Source organism: Novosphingobium piscinae (genome assembly GCF_014230355.1).
Lineage (GTDB): Bacteria > Pseudomonadota > Alphaproteobacteria > Sphingomonadales > Sphingomonadaceae > Novosphingobium > Novosphingobium piscinae.
The window spans coordinates 1-20,657 of record NZ_JACLAX010000033.1 but is presented as its reverse complement, the minus strand read 5'-3'; the positions used below and the strand labels follow the sequence as shown (position 1 = coordinate 20,657).

Annotated in this window: 20 protein-coding genes and 1 pseudogene; 9 read left to right on the top strand and 12 right to left on the bottom strand. The window is 71.5% G+C overall.

Going from position 1 to position 20,657, the window contains the following annotated elements; translation table 11 throughout:
• The 5 genes and pseudogenes from H7F53_RS17135 to H7F53_RS17115 all read right to left on the bottom strand — a co-directional run.
• Positions 1-295 (bottom strand): annotated as a pseudogene (locus H7F53_RS17135) (hypothetical protein); the annotation flags it as partial.
• Between the two features lie 10 nt (positions 296-305).
• A complete protein-coding gene (locus H7F53_RS17130) occupies positions 306-728 on the bottom strand; it encodes a 23S rRNA (pseudouridine(1915)-N(3))-methyltransferase RlmH (protein ID WP_185680734.1) in 423 nt (140 codons plus the stop codon).
• A gap of 47 nt (positions 729-775) precedes the next feature.
• Complete coding sequence (gene rsfS / locus H7F53_RS17125; protein WP_185680733.1) at positions 776-1,183, bottom strand: ribosome silencing factor; 408 nt, start codon at positions 1,181-1,183, stop codon at positions 776-778.
• A gap of 67 nt (positions 1,184-1,250) precedes the next feature.
• Positions 1,251-1,943 (bottom strand): nicotinate-nucleotide adenylyltransferase, encoded by a 693-nt coding sequence (locus H7F53_RS17120; RefSeq protein WP_185680732.1) that lies wholly within the window; start codon positions 1,941-1,943, stop codon positions 1,251-1,253.
• A complete protein-coding gene (locus H7F53_RS17115; protein WP_379542777.1) occupies positions 1,907-3,142 on the bottom strand; it encodes a glutamate-5-semialdehyde dehydrogenase in 1,236 nt (411 codons plus the stop codon). The genes H7F53_RS17120 and H7F53_RS17115 overlap by 37 nt, the downstream gene beginning before the upstream one ends.
• A 294-nt stretch (positions 3,143-3,436) precedes the next feature.
• Here H7F53_RS17115 and H7F53_RS17110 point away from each other — a divergent pair, with 294 nt between their 5' ends.
• Both H7F53_RS17110 and H7F53_RS17105 read left to right on the top strand, forming a co-directional pair.
• Complete coding sequence (locus tag H7F53_RS17110; RefSeq protein WP_343062132.1) at positions 3,437-4,603, top strand: M23 family metallopeptidase; 1,167 nt, start codon at positions 3,437-3,439, stop codon at positions 4,601-4,603.
• Positions 4,557-4,967: a bactofilin family protein gene (locus H7F53_RS17105; protein WP_185680730.1), complete on the top strand. Its 411-nt coding sequence runs from the start codon at positions 4,557-4,559 to the stop codon at positions 4,965-4,967. Before H7F53_RS17110 ends, H7F53_RS17105 begins: the two co-directional genes overlap by 47 nt.
• Positions 4,968-5,068: 101 nt before the next feature.
• Here H7F53_RS17105 and H7F53_RS17100 read toward each other — a convergent pair whose 3' ends face one another.
• Positions 5,069-5,767 carry a DUF1013 domain-containing protein gene (locus tag H7F53_RS17100; protein WP_343062131.1) on the bottom strand — a complete coding sequence of 233 codons (699 nt, stop codon included), beginning with the start codon at positions 5,765-5,767 and terminating at the stop codon, positions 5,069-5,071.
• Positions 5,768-5,945: 178 nt separating this feature from the next.
• Positions 5,946-6,929, bottom strand: a complete 984-nt coding sequence (locus tag H7F53_RS17095) for an NAD(P)H-quinone oxidoreductase (RefSeq protein ID WP_185680729.1) — start codon at positions 6,927-6,929, stop codon at positions 5,946-5,948.
• Between the two features lie 127 nt (positions 6,930-7,056).
• On the opposite strand from H7F53_RS17095, the gene H7F53_RS17090 reads away from it, so the two are divergent.
• From H7F53_RS17090 to H7F53_RS17065, 6 genes are all read left to right on the top strand, one after another.
• Positions 7,057-7,287 carry a DUF1192 family protein gene (locus H7F53_RS17090; protein ID WP_185680728.1) on the top strand — a complete coding sequence of 77 codons (231 nt, stop codon included), beginning with the start codon at positions 7,057-7,059 and terminating at the stop codon, positions 7,285-7,287.
• A 171-nt stretch (positions 7,288-7,458) separates the two neighbouring features.
• Positions 7,459-9,831 carry an ATP-dependent Clp protease ATP-binding subunit ClpA gene (gene clpA / locus H7F53_RS17085; protein ID WP_185680727.1) on the top strand — a complete coding sequence of 791 codons (2,373 nt, stop codon included), beginning with the start codon at positions 7,459-7,461 and terminating at the stop codon, positions 9,829-9,831.
• Positions 9,832-9,993: 162 nt separating this feature from the next.
• Positions 9,994-10,998, top strand: coding sequence for a ligase-associated DNA damage response exonuclease (locus tag H7F53_RS17080; protein ID WP_185680726.1), 1,005 nt, complete (start codon positions 9,994-9,996; stop codon positions 10,996-10,998).
• 60 nt (positions 10,999-11,058) lie between these two features.
• Complete coding sequence (locus H7F53_RS17075; RefSeq protein WP_185680725.1) at positions 11,059-12,669, top strand: cisplatin damage response ATP-dependent DNA ligase; 1,611 nt, start codon at positions 11,059-11,061, stop codon at positions 12,667-12,669.
• 84 nt (positions 12,670-12,753) lie between these two features.
• The gene (locus H7F53_RS17070; protein ID WP_185680724.1) at positions 12,754-13,161 is read left to right on the top strand and encodes a group II truncated hemoglobin; all 408 of its coding nucleotides are present in this window, start codon (positions 12,754-12,756) and stop codon (positions 13,159-13,161) included.
• Between the two features lie 45 nt (positions 13,162-13,206).
• Positions 13,207-13,839 carry a DUF1275 family protein gene (locus H7F53_RS17065; protein WP_185680723.1) on the top strand — a complete coding sequence of 211 codons (633 nt, stop codon included), beginning with the start codon at positions 13,207-13,209 and terminating at the stop codon, positions 13,837-13,839.
• Here the strand turns inward: H7F53_RS17065 and H7F53_RS17060 are convergent.
• The 5 genes from H7F53_RS17060 to H7F53_RS17955 all read right to left on the bottom strand — a co-directional run bounded on the left by H7F53_RS17060 (position 13,836) and on the right by H7F53_RS17955 (position 17,900).
• Positions 13,836-14,126, bottom strand: coding sequence for a DUF167 domain-containing protein (locus H7F53_RS17060; protein ID WP_185680722.1), 291 nt, complete (start codon positions 14,124-14,126; stop codon positions 13,836-13,838). The genes H7F53_RS17065 and H7F53_RS17060 overlap by 4 nt on opposite strands.
• The gene (locus H7F53_RS17055; RefSeq protein ID WP_185680721.1) at positions 14,107-14,685 is read right to left on the bottom strand and encodes a gamma carbonic anhydrase family protein; all 579 of its coding nucleotides are present in this window, start codon (positions 14,683-14,685) and stop codon (positions 14,107-14,109) included. The genes H7F53_RS17060 and H7F53_RS17055 overlap by 20 nt, the downstream gene beginning before the upstream one ends.
• Positions 14,682-15,269 carry a GNAT family N-acetyltransferase gene (locus tag H7F53_RS17050; RefSeq protein ID WP_185680720.1) on the bottom strand — a complete coding sequence of 196 codons (588 nt, stop codon included), beginning with the start codon at positions 15,267-15,269 and terminating at the stop codon, positions 14,682-14,684. Before H7F53_RS17050 ends, H7F53_RS17055 begins: the two co-directional genes overlap by 4 nt.
• Complete coding sequence (gene hemB, locus H7F53_RS17045; protein ID WP_185680719.1) at positions 15,262-16,269, bottom strand: porphobilinogen synthase; 1,008 nt, start codon at positions 16,267-16,269, stop codon at positions 15,262-15,264. Before hemB ends, H7F53_RS17050 begins: the two co-directional genes overlap by 8 nt.
• 110 nt (positions 16,270-16,379) lie before the next feature.
• Entirely contained in the window at positions 16,380-17,900 is a 1,521-nt protein-coding gene (locus H7F53_RS17955) for a peptidoglycan DD-metalloendopeptidase family protein (RefSeq protein WP_221773795.1), read from the bottom strand.
• A 274-nt stretch (positions 17,901-18,174) separates the two neighbouring features.
• Between H7F53_RS17955 and H7F53_RS17035 the strand changes: the two genes are divergently transcribed.
• On the top strand, positions 18,175-20,657 hold a 2,483-nt coding region (locus H7F53_RS17035), incomplete at its 3' end, for a helicase-related protein (RefSeq protein ID WP_185680717.1).

Below are 20,657 nucleotides of genomic sequence, written 5' to 3'. Positions count from 1 at the left end.
CGGCGGCGGCAGCCGCGCTGCGCTCGGCGGCGGCGCCAGCGGCGCGGGCCCGGGCCTCGAGCTGCTCCGCCCGGCGCTGTGCCGCGGCACCCTGCTGGCGCGCCTCGGCCAGCGCCCGACGGGTCTCTCCCGGGTCGGCCAGCCCGGCCGACTGTTGCGCCATGGCGGTGAACCCGCCGATCAGCGCCGCGCCTGCGAGCAGCCCGGCCAGCAGCACGCCCGGCAAGGTCAGCCCCCGCCGCCAAGCGGGATGCCGCGTGCGGGCGACAGTCTGGGGCAGGGCGAGCGAGGGCATGGCGCGCCGCTTATCCCGAACGGTGATACGGATGGCCAGCAACAATGCTGGTCGCACGCCAGAGCTGTTCCGCCAGCATGGCGCGGGCCAGGAGATGCGGCCAGGTCATCGCCCCGAAGGCGATCAGCAGGTCGGCCCGTTCGCGCGCGGCCGCACCGTGACCATCGGCGGCACCGATCAGGAAGCGCGCCTCGCGCACGCCATCGTCGCGCCAGCGGGCGAGCAGCGCGGCGAATTCCTCCGAGCCGAGCTGGCGGCCGCGTTCGTCGAGCAGGACCTCGCGCGCCGGGGTCAGGGCGGCGGGCAGGGTGCCCCCGACATCGGGCAGTTCGGTGACCTTCACCGGCCAGGCGATGCGCTTGAGATAGCGCTCGACCAGGTCACCCTCGGGGGTGCGCGCGATCTTGCCGCGGGCGATGATGTGCAGGCGCATGGGAGATCAGGCGGCGCGGCCCGCCCCGGGGTAGGGCAAGGCCGCGATCACGCCGCGGCGGGTGCGTCGCCGAAGGCCCACATCCGCTCAAGGTTGTAGAAGCTGCGCACCTCGGGACGGAACAGGTGGACGACCACATCGCCGGCGTCGATCAGCACCCAGTCGGCAGCGGGCAATCCTTCGATCCGACAATGACCGAAGCCACCGTGCTTGACGCGTTCGGCCAGCTTCTGGGCCATGGCGGCGACCTGACGGGTCGAGCGGCCGGAGGCGATCACCATATGGTCGGCGATGGCCGACTTGCCCTCGAGCGGGATCGAGACGATGTCCTGCGCCTGATCGTCGTCGAGCGACTGGAGCACGAGGGCGTGGAGCGATCCGGGCACCGCGGGCGGCAGCGGAACAGGGTGCGGCGAAGCGGCACCGGGGGCGGGACTGGCGGGAACCTCGTTCATTTAGGCGATGGGTGCTCCTTGGCACACAGGCTGGCCGCAGCGACAGGCGCGGGGCGGCTCAGCGGTTTCACGGTTGGGGCTCGATCAGGCGGAGGGTAAGTCGATCGCGCAGGGACCTCGCGCTCACATGGCGGGCCCAGTCCGGATCGGCCTGGCGCAGCGCCGTGGCCGAACGGGGATCGGGATCGAATCGCAGGATCACCAGTGCTGGTGCGCTCCACTCTGCCCGGCGATGAAGACTGGCGGCAGTCCGCCGGAATCGGCTGAGCCAGGCCATCGCGGGGCTCGCGACGGCAGGGCCATCATAACCCGGCCGGGCGATTACGGCAATCGGCACCGTACGGGCGATCCCGCGCCAGTCGCGCCAGCGATGGAACTGGGCCAGATTGTCGGCCCCCATCAGCCAGACGAAGCGACGGCGCGGATAGCGGCGGACGAGCGCGCGCAGCGTGTCCACGGTGAACCGGGTCCCCAGCTCACGCTCTATCGCGGTGACCCGGATCGGCGCCCGGCGCCCCTGAACCAGCGCCGCGGCATAGCGCGCGGCGAGCGGGGCCATGCCGGCCACCGGCTTGAGGGGATTGCCGGGCGAGACCAGCCACCAGACCTCGTCGAGCCCCAGCGCTGCGGCGGCACAGCGGGTGATCCGGCGATGCCCGCCATGCGCGGGATTGAAGCTGCCGCCGAGCAGGCCGGTCGGCACACCGCGGGGGTGCCGGGCCCTCAGGAGCGGACCTGGCCGGTGCCGCGCACCAGCCACTTGTAGGTGGTCAACCCCTCGAGCGCGACCGGCCCCCGCGCGTGCAGTCGCCCGGTGGCGATGCCGATCTCGGCGCCCAGCCCGAATTCGCCGCCGTCGGCGAACTGGGTGCTGGCATTGACCATGACGATCGCCGAATCGACCTCGTCCAGGAATCGCTCGGCCACAGCCGGATCGGCGGTGACGATCGCGTCGGTATGGGCAGAGGAATGCGCAGCGATATGGGCCAGCGCCGCATCAAGCCCATCGACCACCGCGACCGAGAGGATCGCATCGAGATACTCGGTGTCCCAATCCTCCGCCGTGGCGGGCCGGATGCGCGGGTCGAGCGCCTGGGCCCGGGCATCGCCGCGCAACTCGCAGCCATCGTCCAGGAGGCGCGCGACGACGCTGAGGGAGCCCGGAAAGGCGGCATCGAGCAGCAGGGTTTCCATCGATCCGCAGATGCCGGTGCGGCGCAGCTTGGCATTGTGGGCGATCGCCACGGCCATCTCCGGATCGGCCGCGGCGTGGATGTAGGTGTGGTTGATTCCGTCGAGGTGGGCGAGCACCGGCACCCGCGCATCGGCCTGGACCCGTGCGACCAGGCTCTTGCCGCCGCGCGGGACGATCATGTCGATCAGCCCGGCCGCGGTCAGCATGGCCCCGACCGCAGCGCGATCCTGGGTCGGCAGCAGCTGCACCGCCTCGGCCGGCACGCCGGCGGCGACGATCCCCTCGACCAGCGCAGCATGGATCGCGCGATTGGAGTGGACCGCCTCGCTGCCGCCGCGCAGCAGCACGGCATTGCCCGAGCGCAGGCACAGCGCCGCCGCATCGGCGGTGACGTTGGGGCGGCTTTCGTAGACGATCCCGATCAGCCCGATCGGCACGCGCACCCGGCTGACCGCCAGCCCGCTCGGCAGCGCGTTGGCGTCGATCACCGCGCCGACCGGGTCGGGCAGGTCAGCCACCTGGTCGACCGCGGCGGCAATCCCGGCCAGCCGCCCGGCATCGAGCCGCAACCGGTCGAGCAGCGCCGCGGTCAGGCCATTGGCCTGACCGGCGGCGACATCGCGGGCGTTGGCGGCGAGGATCTCGGGTTCGGCACGGCGCAGCGCCGCGGCAGCCGCATGCAATGCCGCCGCCTTGGCCGGAGCGTCGAGCCCGGCAAGCGTGCGCTGGGCCAGCCGGCCGGCTCGGCCGAGACGGGCGATCATGGCCTCGGGCGTCTCGCTTGAGGCTAGGGGAGCGGCGATGGAAGCGGTGGCGGACATGGGCGGCGCCTACCACCCCTGGCCCGACTTGTCAGCCGCGTTTGGCGCCGACCCCGCCGCGAGTCGCAGCCGGCCGCCACGCCATCCGCGCCCCAGCCTCGGGAAGTTCCCTCAGCTCATCGTGAGTCCGCTGCGCTTCGTCCCGAGTCCATCGGGCCGGATTCGATTCCACCGGAGCGCACTGCTAGCCGCCTCGCCCGGGACGCGATCACGACGACCGACCGAGAAGGGGCAGACTTGCGCAAGCTGAGCCGGGCGGCGATCGAATCCCGCCTGCGGACATGGTTTCCGGACCGCGAGTTCTTCATGCGGTCGGAAGGTCAGGTCCGTTTCATCCGCATTTCCGGACAGGCCCAACGCCGCGCCGCGGCTGGGGCGGTGCTGTTCGCCTGCGCCTGGGTCGTGACCCTCGGCTGGGCCGGCATCTCGTCGCTGCTCGCCTCATGGCACCACAGCGATCTGCTCGACCGCGAGGCCAAGGTCGCCAGCGCCGAAAGCCGGGTTGCGGCCTATCGCAAGGACATCGGCAAGGTCGCCGATGACATTGCCCGACGCCAAACCTTCATCGAGACCCTGGTTCAGACCCACGTGGGCGATCTGCCAGCCGACCGGCGCCGGGGCGAAACCGTCTCGGACAGCCGCGGCGAAGCCGGCCGGACAGTCGACAAGGTCAGCGCCGCCGTGCCCGAGGCCGCGCCACTGGCCCGGCTCGAGGCGCGCCAGCTCGCCTTCGTCGAGGGACTCACCCGGCTGGCCGATCGTCGCTCCGCCTCGGCCGAGGCGGCGATCCGCAAGCTGGGGCTCGATCCGCGCGCGATGCTGGCCGCGCTCAACGACCGCACCGCGCAGGGCGGTCCGCTGCTGCGCCTTGCCACGGCCGCCGACGGCACGCTCGATCCGCGCTTCCGCCGGCTCGGCTACAGCCTGGCCCGGATGGAGGCGCTGCAGCGCGGGCTCCAGGGTATCCCTCAGGTCCTCCCGGCCAGCTTCCAGTTCATCTCCTCGGGCTTCGGCTATCGCGCCGATCCGATCGACGGCGGCGCCGCCTTCCACCCGGGGCTCGACTTCCGCGGACCGATCGGCGCGCCGATCTATGCGGCGGCGCAGGGCCGGGTCAGTTTCGTCGGGCGCAAGGCGGGCTATGGCAATTGCGTCGAGATCACCCATGGCAACGGGCTGGTGACGCGCTATGCGCACATGTCAGGTTTCCGCACCGTGCTGGGCCGCACGGTCGCCGCGGGCGACCTGATCGGCGCGATCGGCAGCACCGGCCGCTCGACCGGGCCGCACCTGCACTTCGAGGTCCGCATCCATGACCAACCGGTCAATCCCCGTCCCTTCCTGGAGGTCGCACCCCATGTTCTCAAAGAAGCCCGAGGCCCCCTTCGCGGCGGGCAGCCCTGATCCGATGAGCGGCGCGACCTTCTCGGTGCTGGGGGCTGACCTGGCGATCAAGGGCGACCTGACCGCTACGGCCGACCTGCACGTCGACGGCACGGTCGAGGGCGACATCACCTGCGCCGCACTGGTGCAGGGCGCCAGCAGCCTGATCGGTGGGGCGATTCGCGCCGAGAACGCCCGCCTCGCGGGGACCGTGCGCGGTTCGATCCAGGCGGGATCGCTGGTGATCCTCAAGACCGCCCGGATCGAGGGGGACGTGTCCTACGAGACCCTGACAATCGAGCAGGGCGCTCGGGTGGAAGGCAAGCTCAGCCCCAAGCCTGCCGCCGAGCCCAAGCTGGCCATTGCGGGCGGACGCGAGGCCTGAAACCGCCCGGGGCGCAGGACGCAGCCCTGCCGATCCCAATCTGGCGGCGCGCGCCCGGGCCGGACTGACCGGCGCGGGCTGGCCGGCGCGGGCTGGCCGGCTTACTCGCCCGCCGCCTCGGCGGCGCGCTTGGCCTCGAGCCAGGCGGCGACCTCGGCTTCCTGCGCGGCTTCGCTGGCGGCGCGGCTGGCGGCCTCGCGCTCGGCGCGAAGCTCCTCGATCAGCGCCTCGCGATCGTCACCCAGGCGGATATCATCCTGCCCGTCATCCTCGATCCCGGCGCGCTTGGCGGCCTTGGCCACGATCGCGTCGAGCTCGCGCTGCGAGCACAGGCCGAGGGTCACGGGATCCTTGGGCTGGATGTTGGCGATGTTCCAGTGCGAACGATCGCGAATCGCCGCGATCGTCGTGCGGGTCGTGCCGATCAGCTTGCCGATCTGCGCATCCGAGATCTCGGGGTGGTTGCGCAGGATCCAGGCAATGCCATCGGGCTTGTCCTGGCGCTTCGACACCGGGGTGTAGCGCGGCCCCTTGGTGCGGCTGACCGTGACCGGCGCCTTGTGCATCTTCAGGCGATAGTTGGGATCGGCCTGGCCCTTTTCGATCTCGGCCATGGTCAGTTCGCCCGAGCGGACCGGATCGCGGCCGGTGTACTTGGACGAAGCGAGATCATCGGCCATCGCCTGGACCTCGAGCATGTGCAGGCCGCAGAATTCGGCGATCTGCTCGAAGGTCAGGCCGGTGTTGTCGACGAGCCATGAGGCCGTGGCATGCGGCATCAGCGGAGTGGGCTGGGTCACGAAAGTGTCTCCGGCGAACGGGCGCCAAAACAGCGCAGAAACAACAAGGGCCGCCCCTACGGAGCGGCCTGAACGGGCACCCTCTAGGGGCAAATGGCGAATTCGGCAAGCATTTCCGCGCCTGTCCGCGCGCCCCCCCACGGCCAACCTGCCCCCGGGCGGGTACCCGGGACAGGCGCTAGACCGCCAGCACCACCTTGCCGATATGCTGGCCCGCCTCCATCCAAGCATGGGCCGCCGCCGCCTCGGCCAGCGGGAAGCAGCGGTCCATCACCGGGCGCACATCGCCCGCGAGCACGGCAGGCCAGACTTCCCGCGCGATTTCCTGAGCGAGCAGCGCCTTGAAAACGTTGCTGCGCGGGCGCAGGGTCGAACCGCTCAGGGTGTAGCGCCGACTCATGACCATGGCGAGATTGAGCTCGGCCCTGGTTCCGCCCTGCACCGCGATGGTCACATGGCGGCCGTCCTCGGCCAGGCACTTGAGGTTGCGCGGCAGATAGTCGCCCGAAACCATGTCGAGCACGAGATCGACGCCGCGACCGGCGGTGATCCGCGCCACCTCGGCCACGAAGTCCTGCGCCCGGTAGTCGATCGCATGGGCAGCACCGATACGCAGCGCGGCGGCGCACTTCTCGGGCGAGCCGCAGGTGACGATCACGCGCACCCCGAACAGCCGGCCAAGCTGGATCGCCATGGTCCCGATCCCGCTGGTGCCGCCATGCACCAGCATCGTTTCGCCCTCGCGCACGTGGCCGCGCTCGAACACGTTGTGCCAGACGGTGAACAGCGTTTCCGGCAGGGCGGCAGCCTGGTCGAGCGGCAGGCCGGCGGGCACCGGCAGGCAGTGCCCGGCCTCGGCGAGGCAGTATTCGGCATAGCCGCCGCCGTTGACCAGGGCGCAGACGCGGTCACCAACCGCCGGCCAGTCCGGCAGCGGACCGGGTCCGCGCGCCACGACCATGCCAGCTACCTCGAGTCCCGGAATGGGCGAGGCGCCCGGCGGCGGCGGATAGGCGCCGCGGCGCTGCGCCAGGTCCGGCCCGTTGACCCCGGCGAAGGCGACGCGGACCAGGACCTGGCCCGGACCGGGCGGCGGCACCGGCAGCGACTCGGCGCGCAGCATCTCGGGTCCACCCGGTGCGGCGATGCCGATCGCGGTCATCTGCGCGGGCCACGAGGCCCCTGTGTCTGTCTGCGCCACCGTCTGTCCCGCCATCCCCACCGTGCCGGCCCGCCGCCGTTATGCAGACCGTTGACACGAAGCGCAACGCGGCCAATGTTGCATCGCAGTGGACGACGAGCTTCCCCTTCGCCGCGACCCCGCCCTGACCCGGCACGGCGCCGCGAGCCACCTCGCCAGCGAGAGCCTCGACAGCTATTCGCAGGACGAACTGGGCGTGCGCATCGCGTTGCTCGAAGCCGAGATTGCCCGGGTCCGCGCCCACCGCGATCGCGCCGCGGCCCATCGCGCCGCCGCCGAGGCCTTCTTCAGGCCCCCCACCGAGACCACCGGATCATGATCGCGCGCCGCCCCTTTCCAAAGCGCGGCGGCTCCCCATATCCGGTGTCATGTGCCCCAAGGCCCGTCTCGCCGGAAGAGCCGACCGGCCTAAGCCATACAATGCCGGTTCGTCCCGCCGTTCTTCTCTCCCGGGTTCCCGGGGTCCCGTTCCCCAACGAAAGCACACGCGATGCCCAGTTTCGCCTCTAGCCTTGAAAAGACGCTGCACGCGGCGCTCGCCAACGCTGCGGAACGCAGCCACGAATATGCCACGCTGGAGCATCTGCTGCTGGCCCTGATCGACGATCCGGACGCCGCCCAGGTGATGACTGCCTGCGGGGTGGACCTGGGCGACCTGTCCGAGGTGGTGAAACAGTACCTCGATCAGGAATACCAGTCGCTCAAGACCGCCGAGAAGGGCGATCCGGCGCCGACCGCCGGGTTCCAGCGGGTGATCCAGCGCGCGATCCTGCACGTCCAGTCCTCAGGCAAGGATACCGTCACCGGCGCCAACGTGCTGGTTGCCCTGTTTTCCGAGCGCGATTCCTATGCGGTCTACTTCCTCCAGCAGCAGGACATGAGCCGGCTGGATGCGGTCAGCTACATCAGCCACGGCATCGGCAAGGGCGGCAAGCGGATCGAGGATCGCAGCCCCAAGGGCAGCGAGGACGCGCAGCCCGCGCAGGAGGAGAAGGCGGCGAAGGGCGATGGCAAGAAGGAGACCGCACTCGACCAGTTCTGCGTCAACCTCAACGACAAGGCGCTGGCCGGCAAGGTCGATCCGCTGATCGGCCGCGGCCCCGAGGTCGACCGCACGATCCAGATCCTCTGCCGCCGCTCGAAGAACAACCCGCTCTATGTGGGTGATCCCGGCGTAGGCAAGACCGCCATCGCCGAGGGCCTGGCCCGCAAGATCGTCGAGGGCGAGGTGCCCGAGGTCCTCGCCGAGGCGGTGATCTATTCGCTCGACATGGGCAGCCTGCTCGCCGGTACCCGCTATCGCGGCGATTTCGAGGAGCGCCTCAAGCAGGTCGTCTCCGAGCTCGAGAAGATGCCGCACGCCGTGCTGTTCATCGACGAGATCCACACCGTGATCGGCGCCGGCGCAACCAGCGGGGGGGCGATGGACGCCTCGAACCTGCTCAAACCGGCGCTGTCGGGCGGGACGATCCGCTGCATCGGCTCGACCACCTACAAGGAGTTCCGCAACCACTTCGAGAAGGACCGTGCGCTGCTCCGCCGGTTCCAGAAGATCGACGTGAATGAGCCGACGATCGAGGACACGATCAAGATCCTGCGCGGGCTGCGCACGGCCTTCGAGGAGCACCACAAGGTCAAGTATACGCCCGAGGCGATCAAGACCGCGGTGGAGCTGTCGGCGCGCTACATCAACGACCGCAAGCTGCCGGACAAGGCGATCGACGTGATCGACGAGGTCGGCGCGATGCAGATGCTGCTGCCGCCGTCCAAGCGCAAGAAGACCATCACCGCGCGCGAGATCGAACAGGTGATCGCGACCATGGCGCGCATCCCGCCCAAGTCGGTCAGCAAGGACGACCGGGCGGTGCTGGAGCACCTCGAGCGCGACCTCAAGCGCGTGGTCTTCGGCCAGGACAAGGCGATCGAGGTGCTCTCCACCGCGATGAAGCTGAGCCGCGCCGGGCTGCGCGATCCCGACAAGCCGATCGGCTCGTTCCTGTTCTCGGGCCCGACCGGCGTCGGCAAGACCGAGGTGGCGCGTCAGCTCGCCAGCATCATGGGGATCCCGCTGGTCCGCTTCGACATGTCCGAGTACATGGAGCGCCACTCGGTCAGCCGGCTGATCGGCGCGCCTCCGGGCTATGTCGGGTTCGACCAGGGCGGCCTGCTGACCGACGCGGTCGATCAGCAGCCGCATTCGGTGCTGCTGCTCGACGAGATCGAGAAGGCCCACCCCGACCTGTTCAACATCCTGCTGCAGGTGATGGACAACGGGCGCCTGACCGACCACCACGGCAAGACGGTCGATTTCCGCAACGTGATCCTGATCATGACCACCAATGCCGGCGCGTCGGACATGGCGCGCCAGGGCATCGGCTTCGGCGATGTCAGCAAGGCCGACGCCGGGGACGAGGCGGTCAAGCGCATGTTCACGCCCGAGTTCCGCAATCGCCTGGATGCGATCGTGCCCTTTGCCTACCTGCCGACCGCGGTGATCAGCCGGGTGGTGGACAAGTTCATCCTCCAGCTCGAGCTGCAGCTGGCCGAGCAGAACGTCCACATCCAGTTTGACGGTGAGGCGCGGAGCTGGCTGGGCGAGCGCGGCTACGACAAGCTCTATGGGGCCAGGCCGATGGCCCGCCTGATCCAGGACAAGGTCAAGCAGCCGCTCGCCGAGGAGCTGCTGTTCGGCAAGCTGGCGCACGGCGGCGAGGTCCACGTCAAGGTCAAGGAGGGCGGCGCCGAGCTGGCCTTCGAGCTGACCCCGGCCCCGCCCAAGCTGGTCAAGAAGGCCAAGCCCAAGAAGGCCTCGTCGCGTGCCGCCGGCCCGGCGCCCGAGCCGAGCGAGGACGGCGCCGAGTAAGGCCCTGCCCGCAGCGAGACAAGGAGGCCCCCGGCGCGAGTCGGGGGCCTTTTTGGTTGGTCTCCGCCGATCCTCTCCGTCGCACAGCGATGGGGAGGATGTTCACGCCCGCCCCCGCAGCCATCTGGAACCCCCCGGCATTCCGGGCCATGCTCCCTCGTCATGGCGCCCCCGTTCTCCTGGCTCCGCCCCGAACCGCAGGGCCTCTACATTGTCCCGGCCCAGGCCTGGATCGACCCGGCGCGCCCGGTCGACCGGGCGCTGGTGACCCACGGCCACGCCGACCACGCCCGGGGCGGCCACGCGCAAACTATTGCCACCCCGGCGACCCTCGCGATCATGGCGCTGCGCTATGGCACGACAGCCGGCGCGATGGCGGTCGGCTATGGTGAGGGGATCGACCTACCGGGCGGGGTGCGCGCCTCGTTCCACCCCGCGGGGCACGTGCTCGGCTCGGCGCAGATCCTGCTCGAGCACGCCGGCGAGCGGGTGGTGGTGACCGGCGACTACAAGCGCCGCGCCGATCCGACCTGCCCACCGTTCGAACCGGTCGCCTGCGACGTTTTCGTCACCGAGGCGACCTTCGGGCTGCCGGTGTTCCGCCATCCGCCGATCGGTGCGGAGATCGCGCGGCTGCTCGCCGCGCGCGAGAGGCATCCCGGGCGCTGCATGCTGGTCGGCGCCTATGCCCTGGGCAAGGCACAGCGGGTGATCGCCGAACTGCGCCGCGCCGGCTATGCCGAGCCGGTCTACCTGCACGGCGCGATGGAGCGGATGTGCCGGCTCTACGAGGATTTCGGCATCGCGCTGGGTGAGCTGCGGCCGGTGGCGGATGTCCCGCGCAGCGCGCTCGCCGGGGAGATCGTGCTCTGCCCGCCCTCCGCCTTGAGCGACCGCTGGAGCCGCAGCCTGCCTGATCCGCTCACCGCCATGGCCAGCGGCTGGATGCGCGTGCGCCAGCGCGCTCGCCAGCGCAATGTCGAGCTGCCGCTGATCGTCTCGGACCATGCCGACTGGGACGAGCTGACCGCCACCATCGCGGAGGTGAACCCCGCCGAAACCTGGATCACCCACGGCCGCGAGGACGCCCTGCTGCGCTGGTGCGAGCTCAACCAGCGCAAGGCCCGCGCGCTCGCGCTGGTGGGCTACGAGGACGAGGATGACTGAGGGGGCAGACATTGGGGCAAGTGCCCGCGCGCCAACCTCTGCCCGCCGAAACCGCAGCCGATGATCGCCTTCGCCGCCCTGGTCGACGCACTGGTCTATACCCGCAGCCGCAACGGCAAGCTGGCGCTGATCGCGCAGTACCTGCGCACCACGCCCGATCCCGAGCGCGGCTGGGCCCTCGCCGCGCTGACCGACGGGCTCGATTTCCCGGCGGTCAAGGCATCGGCGGTGCGCACCCTGCTGATGAGCCGGGTCGACCCGCTGCTGTTCCAGCTCTCGCGCGATTTCGTCGGGGATACGGCCGAGACCGCCAGCCTGCTGTGGCCCGAACCGGCCGGTCCGCAGCTGCCCCCGCCGCGCGTGGACGAGGCCGTGGCCGCGCTCGCGGCGATGACCCGCGCCAGCGTCCAGCACGATCTCGCCGCGCTGCTCGACCGGCTCGACGCCGATGGCCGCTATGCCCTGCTCAAGCTGGCCACGGGGGCGATGCGACTCGGCATCTCGGCGCGGCTGGCCAAGGTGGCCTTTGCCCAGGCCTTTGCGGTCGCCGTCGAGGAGGTCGAGGAGTACTGGCACGGTCAGGTCCCGCCCTACCTGCCGCTGTTCGACTGGGCCGCGAACGGGGCCCCGCCGCCCTCGGACGAGGACCTGCCGCTGTTCCGCCCGTTCATGCTGGCCCATCCGCTGGAGGACGGCGCCGCCCCCGACCTTTCGGCCTATGCGGCCGAATGGAAGTGGGATGGAATCCGGGTGCAAGTGGTCTGCAACGGGCAAGCAACGCGGGTCTATTCGCGCTCGGGCGACGACATCTCGGCAAGCTTCCCCGAGATCGCCGCCGCGCTGCCGGTTCCGGCCGTGCTTGACGGCGAGTTGCTGGTCCGCGGGTCCTATCAGGGCGCGGCCGAGGGCGGGGCGGCCAGCTTCAACGCGCTGCAGCAGCGGCTGGGCCGCAAGACCGTGTCGCGGGCGATGCTGGCCGACTATCCGGCCTTCGTCCGGCTCTATGACGCGCTCATCATCGCGGGCGAGGACCTGCGGCCGTTCGCGTGGGAGCAGCGCCGCCTGGCGCTAGAGGCGCTGGTGCCCCGGCTCGATCCCGCACGGTTCGACCTGTCCGCGCTGATCCCGGCGCAAAGCTTCGCCGACCTGGCCGAGATCCGTTCCGGCGCCCGTGATGCGGCGATCGAGGGGGTCATGCTGAAGCGGCGCGACAGTCCCTATGTGGCGGGGCGGCGCACCGGCCTGTGGTACAAGTGGAAGCGCGATCCGCTGCTGGCCGATTGCGTGCTGATGTACGCCCAGCGCGGCAGCGGCAAGCGCAGCTCGTTCTATTCCGACTTCACCTTCGGCTGCTGGGCCGGCGAGCCCGACGCGGATGGCCTTGGCGGGAGCGAGCTGCTGCCGGTCGGCAAGGCCTATTTCGGCTTCACCGACGAGGAACTGAAATGGCTGGACCGCTACGTGCGGCAGCACACGGTGAACCGCTTCGGCCCGGTGCGCGAGACCGACCGCAGCCTGGTGCTGGAGGTGGCTTTCGATTCGATCCACGCCAGCAAGCGGCACAAGTCGGGGCTGGCCATGCGCTTCCCCCGGATCCACCGCATCCGCGCCGACAAGCCGGCGCGCGAAGCCGACCGGATCGAAACGCTGCGCGCGCAAGTGGCTGATTGACCAGGGCGCGGGTTGATCTGGATCAAAGTCATTCCGACCGGGCCGGGGCAGGCGAGGCTGGCGTCGCTGTTGCCGGAGAGAGCCTTGACCCACGCGCCCGAACCCCGCCCGACCACACCTTACGAGCGGCTGGGTGGACAGGCCGTGCTGCGGACCATCGTCGACCGCTTCTACGACCTGATGGATGCCGACCCAGCCTATGCCGAACTGCGCGCGCTGCACGCCGCCGACCTTGGGCCGATGCGCGACAGCCTGACCGGCTTCTTCACCGGCTGGGCCGGCGGCCCGCGCGACTGGTTCGCCAGCGGCAAATGCGTGATGAGCCTGCACCGTCCGCTGCCGATCACCCCGCAGACCGCGAGGCAGTGGATCGCGGCCATGCACCGCGCGATCGACGATGTGGTGGGCGGCCGCGATCCCGCGATTGCCGCGGCCATGCTGGATGTGCTGAAACAGATGGTGGCCGGCATGGCGGGCGGAACCCGCCACTGAAGGCCCCCCCGCGCCCGGGCCGGGCCGAACCTCCCGGGGCAGTCCGTGAACGAGCTCGATCCGCGGCGCAGACTTCTGGCGATCGGACTGGCCGGCCTGGCCGGGTTTGTCGACGCGGTCGGGTTCCTCTCGGCGGACGGCTATTTCGTCTCGTTCATGTCGGGCAACACCACGCGGCTGGGGGTCGATCTCGCCACGCGCCCGGACCGCGCGCTGGTGCCGGCGCTCCTGATCGCGGGGTTCGTCGGCGGAGTGACCGCCGGAGCGGTGATCGCCAGCCGGGCGGGACCGCGCCGCCAGCGCGCCGTGCTCGGGCTGGTCGCGCTGCTGCTGCTGGCTGCCGCCGCGCTGCGTGGCCAGGCCCCGGCAGCATTGTCCCTGGCCTTGCTGGTGAGCGCGATGGGCGCCCTCAACAACACCTTCCTGCGCGATGGCACAGTCAGCGTGGGGTTGACCTACATGACCGGTGCCCTGGTCAAGCTGGGGCAGGCACTGGCCGCGGGCCTGCTCGGCCAGCCCCGCCCCGACGGCTGGATCCAGGCCGCGCTGTGGGTCGGACTGGCAAGCGGGGCGGTGCTGGGGGGGCTCGCCTTCGTCCACCTCGCCGGGACGGCGCTCTGGCTGGCCGGCGGCTGGGCCGTACTCATGCTGGGATGGGCCTGGCGGCTGGAACGCTAAGCCCGGTCTCGGATCACCTGAAACAGCTTCTCGCGCGAAGTTGCGCCGCGCAACAGTTCGACCCGCGACGGCGCCAGATCGAGCGCCGCGGCCAGCAGGTCCCGCACGGCGGCAGTCGCCCGCCCGTCCTCGGGCCTGGCCCGGACCCGGGCGCAGAGCCGGCCATCGACCACGTCCAGCCCCTCGCTCCGGGCCCCCGGGGTGACCCGCACCGCCAGCCGCCCGGCGTCATCGACCAGGGCCCACAACGCGGTGGGCTGGGGTCGTTCAGGCCTGGGCCGGGCCAAGGACAGCCGCTATCTCGGCGGCATGGCGCCGGCCGTTCTCGACGTAGTGGGACACGCCCTCGCGCATGTCGGCCAGCGCGGCATCGGTCAGGTCGCGCATAGGGGCAGCCGGGCGCCCCCCCCACAGTTGCCGCGGTCCGATCCGCTTGCCCGGGGTCAGCAGCGCCCCGGCGGCGAGCATGCCGTCGCAGTCGATCGCCGCGCCGCTCATCACGATCGCGCCAAGGCCGACGAAGGCCCGATCGGCCAGGGTGCAGCCGTGGATCATCGCCATGTGGCCGATCAGCACATCGGCGCCGATCAGGGTGGGAAAGCCCTCGGGCCGGCGCGGTTCGGGGCTGTCGCAGTGGATCACCGTGCCGTCCTGCACGTTGGTCCGGGCGCCGATCACCACCCGGTTGACGTCGCCGCGGATCACGCAGTTGTACCAGATGCTGGCATCGGCACCGATCTCGACATCGCCGATGATCCGGCAACCGGGAGCGATGAAGGCGCTGTCGGCAATGCGCGGGACCTTCCCGGCGAAGGGCAGGATGGTGACGTCGGGACGATCGGTCATGGTTGCTGCGACTCCCATTCGGCGCGGGTCAGGCTGTAGGCGATCACGTCGCTGAGCTCACCGCTGAAGCGCGAATCGCGGAAGTCCAGCTCAGGCGTACGGCGCATCCCAAGCCGTTCCATCAGGGTCCAGCTCGGGGTGTTGCCGGGAACCGTGATGGCGTGGATCACCGGCGCGGCGAAACGGGTGAAGCCGAGCATCAGGCTGGCCCGCGCCGCCTCGGCCGCATAGCCGCGGCCCCAGGCCTCCTCGCGCAGGCGCCAGCCGATCTCGAATGCGCCCATGAAGCTGCAGTCCGGGGCATTGCCGCGCTTCAACCCGCAGAAGCCCAGCATTTCGCCGCCCAGCATTCCGCCATCATCCTTGCGCTCGACCACCCAGAAACAGTGGCCGTGTTCGGCACGGCATGCGGCGAACCGATCGGCCATCAGGCGGAAGTGGCCTTCATCCTGCACCCCGCCCAGCCAGCGCATCACCGCCGGGGTGTTGGTGTGGGCGATGAAGGCGGGCCAGTCCCCGGCGCGCCAGTCGCGCAGCACCAGCCGCGCGGTCTCGTGCCGGAATGCCGACGCGGCGTCAGCCATTCATCAGCCGCGCCGCCAACGGGGCGTGGTAGGTGAGCACCCCCGAGCAGCCGGCGCGCTTGAACGCAGTGAGCGTTTCCAGCACCATGGCATCGCGATCGGCCGCCCCGGCCGCCACCGCGGCCTCGATCATCGCGTATTCGCCCGAAACCTGGTAGGCGAAGACCGGCACCTCGAAGCGCTGCTTCACCCGGATCGCGATATCGAGATAGGGCAGGCCCGGCTTGACCATGACGCTGTCCGCGCCCTCGGCCAGGTCAAGCGCGACCTCGCGCAGCGCCTCCTCGGCATTGGCCGGATCCATCTGGTAGGTCTTCTTGTCGCCCTTGAGCAGGCCGGACGAGCCGACCGCATCGCGGAACGGCCCATAGAAGGCCGAGGCATACTTGGCCGCATAGGACATGATCTGCAGATTGTGGTGCCCGGCCGCCTCGAGCGCGGCGCGGATCAGACCGACCCGGCCGTCCATCATGTCCGACGGGGCGATGATGTCGGCCCCGGCGGCGGCCTGGTTCAGGCTCTGCCCGACCAGCACCTCGGCCGTGGCGTCATTGAGGACATAGCCGGCCTCGTCGATCAGCCCGTCCTGGCCGTGACTGGTGTAGGGATCGAGCGCGACGTCGGTCAGCACGCCGATCTCGCCGCCCACGGCATCGCGGATGGCCCGGACCGCCCGGCACATCAGGTTGTCGGGGTTGAGCGCCTCCTTGCCAAGCGGATCGCGGCGACCCGGCTGGGTGTTGGGGAACAGCGCCAGGCACGGGATGCCCAGCGCCACGGCCTCACGCGCGCGCTGGGCAATGCCCTTGACGCACCAGCGCGAGACGCCCGGCAGCGAACCGATCGGTTCTTCCACGCCGCCGTGGCTGCCATCGCCGTCGGTGACGAACAGCGGCCAGATCAGGTCGGCGGGGGAGACCGCGATCTCGCGGTGGAGCGCCCGGCTCCAGGCCGAGGTGCGGGTGCGGCGGAGGCGCAGGGCCGGATAGCTGGCGGTCATCGCGCCGTCCTGCCGCAATCGCGGCGCGGCATCAAGGCGCGAGACGCGGGGCTGCGGGGAGGATCGGCGGGGAGAGGCGGTGGGGAGAGGCGGCGGGGTGGGGGTCCGGCTCAGCGCAGCGCGAGGCGCGACACCGTCCGGGCACCCGCCGCCAGCAGGGCTCCGGGCTGGAGCGCCTTGAGCTGGGCCAGCCGCGCGCGGAAGGCACCCAGCTCGCGCGGGTCGACCTGGCGCGTCACCGCAGCGAAGCGCATGCCGAGCGGATCGACCGTCTGGCCATTGCGGTACATCTCGTAATGCAGGTGCGGCCCGGTCGAGAGCCCGGTCGACCCCACGAAGCCGATCACGTCACCGGCGCGGACGCGCTGGCCGGGGGCCACGGCGATCCGGCTCATGTGGCCATAGCCGGTGCCGAGCCCGCCACCATGTTCGAGCCGCACGTAGTTGCCATGGCCGCCATGAAAGCCGGCATAGGAGACCACGCCCTCGGCCGTGGCCATGATCGGCGCGCCCCAGGCCGCGCCGAAATCAACCCCGGCATGCATGCGGGTATAGCCCAGAATCGGGTGGAAGCGCTGGCCGTAGAGCGAGGTGACGTGGCCATTGACCGGCATCATCAGCCCCGGGCCGGTCTGGACATAGCTGGGTCGGCTGAGCGATTCGGCCGAATAGAAGCCGCCATCGCGGCCCCAGCGCAGCAGTTCGAGCACCGGGCGCGGCCCCTGCGGCCCGGCGCGCTCGAGCCCGGCATAGAGCAGTTCGCCGGCCTCGCTTTCGCCGGTGGCGGCCTGGCGATAGGCGAAGACCAGGTCGAAGCGGTCCTCGGCGGCGATATCGCCTTCGAGACTGAGATGGCTGTCGAGCGCGGCGAGATATTCCTGGATCGCGCTGGGCGGGGCGCCGGCGGCGCGGGCCGAGCGATAAAGGCTGCTGCCGACCACGCCGCGGATCCGCAGCGGGGTGGTGTCGACCGGGATCGGCTGGCGCTCGAGCACCAGCCCCGCACCGGCGCGCGAAACCGTCAGGGCGAGATCGATCCGGGCGCGCAACGCGGCGCGTTCAAGCCGGCGCGGCTGGCCCGGCGCGGGGCGCGGGCCAAGCACCAGATCGACGCGGGTCCCCGGCGCGAGCCGGGCCAGCGGCACGGTCGCGGCGATCAGGTCGGTGGCGCGCGCGGCATCGCTGGCCGAAACGCCGGCGCGCTGGAACAGCCGGCCAAGGCTGTCCCCGGGGCTGTCCCCGGCGGGCAGTTCGGTGGTGCGCGCGATCTCAGGCCGTTCGGCGACCGAGGCGACCCGGCGCAGCGCGGGATGGGGAGCGAGCGCCGGGCCGGACGGGACCGCGGCGCGCGCGCCGCTCAGTCCCTGGGCGCGCAGTTCCCGCGCGGCGGCGGCGTCGATCCGGCTGGCGGGAGCGGCCTCGAGCGCGGAGAGATCGGGCCAGAAGGCCAGGGCGAGGCCGATCAGCGCGAGCAGCGTGACCATACCGCGGCACCACCGCCGCGAGCCGATGTCCTCGGCCAGGTCGGGGGCGAGATCGGCGGCCAGCGCACGGGTCCAGCCGGGCAGGCGGGCCGAGATTCGCGCAGGCCAGACCGGGCCGGTGGTGCTACCCGCCCGGGGAGCGGGCACAGGCGCCATCACAGGCAGGGGCGCGGGACCGTCCGGCCGCGCCGGCGCGGCCGGGCCGTACCCGAACGTCGCACTGTCCTGAGCCCTGAACACGAACCCTCCGTCTGGCTGCCGCCACCCTGCACCGGAAGGGTTAACGTCGCACTAAGCCGGGCCGGGGAGCAGGCCGCCGATCGGGACCGGCGGAGGGTGGCAACGCCCTGTCGAAATCTGCGCGCTTGCCCGGTGTGCGGCCTTGCCGGGGGGAGGGCGGAGTGCCACAGCGGCAGCACCGATGGTCACCGCCTCGCCCTCCGCCGCAGCGCGTGACGCTGACAGCAAGGTCCGGGCCGTGCTGGGCCCGACCAACACCGGCAAGACCCACCTCGCGATCGAACGGCTCTGCGCCCACTCATCGGGCGCGATCGGCTTTCCGCTGCGGCTGCTGGCGCGCGAGGTCTACGAGCGCGTGGTGGCGATCAAGGGGCGCGAGCGGGTGGCGCTGATCACCGGCGAGGAGCGGATCGAGCCGCCCGGCGCACGCTGGCTGCTGTGCACGGTCGAGGCGATGCCGCGGGCCGCGGACCTGGCCTTCGTCGCGCTCGACGAGGCCCAGCTCGGCGCAGACCGCGAGCGCGGGCACATCTTCACCGATCGGCTGCTCCACGCCCGCGGGCGCGACGAGACGATGCTGCTGGGGTCGGCCACGCTTGAACCGATGGTCCGGGCGCTGGTGCCAGGGGCCGAGATCGTTTCGCGCCCGCGGTTCTCGACGTTGAGCCATGCCGGGGCGAAGAAGCTGTCGCGCGTGCCGCCGCGCAGCGTGATCGTCGCGTTCTCGGCCGAGCAGGTCTATGCCGTGGCCGAGATGCTGCGGCGGTTCCGCGGCGGCGCCGCGGTGGTGATGGGCGCGCTCAGCCCGGAAACGCGCAACCGCCAGGTGGCGATGTTCCAGTCCGGCGAGGTCGATTACCTGGTCGCCACCGATGCGATCGGCATGGGGCTCAACCTCGATGTCGGGCATGTCGCCTTCGCCGGGCTGAGCAAGTTCGACGGGGTGCGCCACCGCCGCCTGACCACGGCCGAGATGGCGCAGATCGCCGGGCGCGCCGGGCGGCACCAGCGCGATGGCACGTTCGGCACCCTGGCCGGGACCGGTGGCCACGATGCGGCCTTCACCGAGGAGGAGATCTGGGCGATCGAGGAGCACCGCTTCGCCCCTCTCACCCGGCTGTTCTGGCGCGACGCCGCGCCGCGCACCGACCGGATCGAGCATCTCATCGCCGACCTTGCCCGTCCGCCCGAGCGGCCCGAGCTGGCTCCGGCGCCGGAGGCCATCGACCTCGCGGTGATCCGCCGCCTGGCCGAGGAACCGGCCATCGCCGCGACCCTGCGCGGACCGGCCGCGGTGGCGCGCTTTCACGCGGTCTGCACGCTCCCGGATTTCCGCCAGCAGGGCGCCGAGACCCATTCCCGGTTCGTCGCGCGCTTGTGGGAGGACCTCCAGCGCGGCTATCTGGGAACCGACTATGTCGCTTCGCGGATTGCCGAACTCGACAATCCGGCAGGCGACATCGATACGCTGCAGGGGCGGATCGCGGCGATCCGCAGCTGGGCCTACATCGCGCAGCGCCCCGACTGGGTGCTGGCGCGCGACGAGATGGCCGCGCGCGCCCGCGCGGTCGAGGCGCGGCTGTCCGATGCTCTGCACGGGCGGCTGACCGAGCGGTTCGTCAACCGGCGAACCGCGGTGCTGATGCGCAAGACCGGGGCGGACGCCGCGCTGCTCCCGGTCCGGCTGGAAGGGGATAAGCTCTTGGTGGATGGCGAGCCGATCGGCGAACTGGCGGGGTTCCGCTTCAAGGTGGACCCCAGCGCGCACCACAGCGACCACAAGCTGCTGTTCGCCGCGGCCGAGCGCCATCTGCCGCAGCTGCTGGGCGAACGCGCCGAGCAGCTGGCCGCCGCCCTGGCCGTGGACCCGGCGCTGCTGGCCCTGGCCGCGGGAGCGATCGTCCACGGGCGCGAGCGGCTCGCGCTGCTGCGTCCGGGCAAGAGCCTGCTTTCTCCCGTGCTCCAGCTCGACCCCGCACTCGAGGCGATCCCGGCCGCACCGCGCAAGTTGCTGAAGGACGCGCTCGAAGCGTGGCTGGCCGCGCGTCTCGCCGCGCTCGAGCCGCTCGCCCGGATCGATGCCGCCACGCGCGCGCCGGAAGGCGGTCCCGAACTGCGCGCGCTGCTGATCCGGCTGGTCGAACGCGGCGGGCTGATCGCGCGCGAGGGTTCGGGGCTGGAGCGCTTCACCCCCGAGCAGCGCGCCCTGCTCAAGACACTGGGAGCGCGGATCGGCGCGCTCGACCTGTTCGTGCCGGCCGCGCTCAAGCCCGCGCCGCTGAGCGCCTGGCGCGAGCTGGCGCTGCTTCACGGCGGGCGGCCGCCAGAGGTCCTGGCCGAGATGCCCCCGGTGGTGCCGCTGGTCGAGGGCCGCGCCCCGCTCGGCTATCGCCGCGCCGGCGCCCAGGCGGTCCGCGTCGACATGGCCGAGAAGCTGCTGCGCGAGGCGCACGGGCGCCGCGTCGCCGCGGCGCGGCAGGGCTTCACGATCAGCCCGGCGCTGGCCCGCTCGACCGGGCTGACCCTCGACGGCCATGTCCAGCTGCTGCGCCAGGCCGGCTTCCTGGCCCACAGCCCGCGCGCCCTGGCCGAGGGCGAGCAGGGCCCGCCCGCGCCGCTCGCGTGGCGCTGGCGCCCGCCGCGGCGCGAACCCGCGCCGGGCAG

What these genes read in the sequence shown, in the direction of transcription:
- H7F53_RS17130 (WP_185680734.1), bottom strand. Translation starts at nt 728, where the DNA reads ATGCGCCTGCACATCATCGCCCGCGGCAAGATCGCGCGCACCCCCGAG.
- rsfS (WP_185680733.1), bottom strand. Translation starts at nt 1,183, where the DNA reads ATGAACGAGGTTCCCGCCAGTCCCGCCCCCGGTGCCGCTTCGCCGCAC.
- H7F53_RS17115 (WP_379542777.1), bottom strand. Translation starts at nt 3,142, where the DNA reads ATGATCGCCCGTCTCGGCCGAGCCGGCCGGCTGGCCCAGCGCACGCTT.
- H7F53_RS17105 (WP_185680730.1), top strand. Translation starts at nt 4,557, where the DNA reads ATGTTCTCAAAGAAGCCCGAGGCCCCCTTCGCGGCGGGCAGCCCTGAT.
- H7F53_RS17095 (WP_185680729.1), bottom strand. Translation starts at nt 6,929, where the DNA reads ATGACCGCGATCGGCATCGCCGCACCGGGTGGACCCGAGATGCTGCGC.
- clpA (WP_185680727.1), top strand. Translation starts at nt 7,459, where the DNA reads ATGCCCAGTTTCGCCTCTAGCCTTGAAAAGACGCTGCACGCGGCGCTC.
- H7F53_RS17080 (WP_185680726.1), top strand. Translation starts at nt 9,994, where the DNA reads ATGGCGCCCCCGTTCTCCTGGCTCCGCCCCGAACCGCAGGGCCTCTAC.
- H7F53_RS17075 (WP_185680725.1), top strand. Translation starts at nt 11,059, where the DNA reads ATGATCGCCTTCGCCGCCCTGGTCGACGCACTGGTCTATACCCGCAGC.
- H7F53_RS17055 (WP_185680721.1), bottom strand. Translation starts at nt 14,685, where the DNA reads ATGACCGATCGTCCCGACGTCACCATCCTGCCCTTCGCCGGGAAGGTC.
- H7F53_RS17050 (WP_185680720.1), bottom strand. Translation starts at nt 15,269, where the DNA reads ATGGCTGACGCCGCGTCGGCATTCCGGCACGAGACCGCGCGGCTGGTG.
- hemB (WP_185680719.1), bottom strand. Translation starts at nt 16,269, where the DNA reads ATGACCGCCAGCTATCCGGCCCTGCGCCTCCGCCGCACCCGCACCTCG.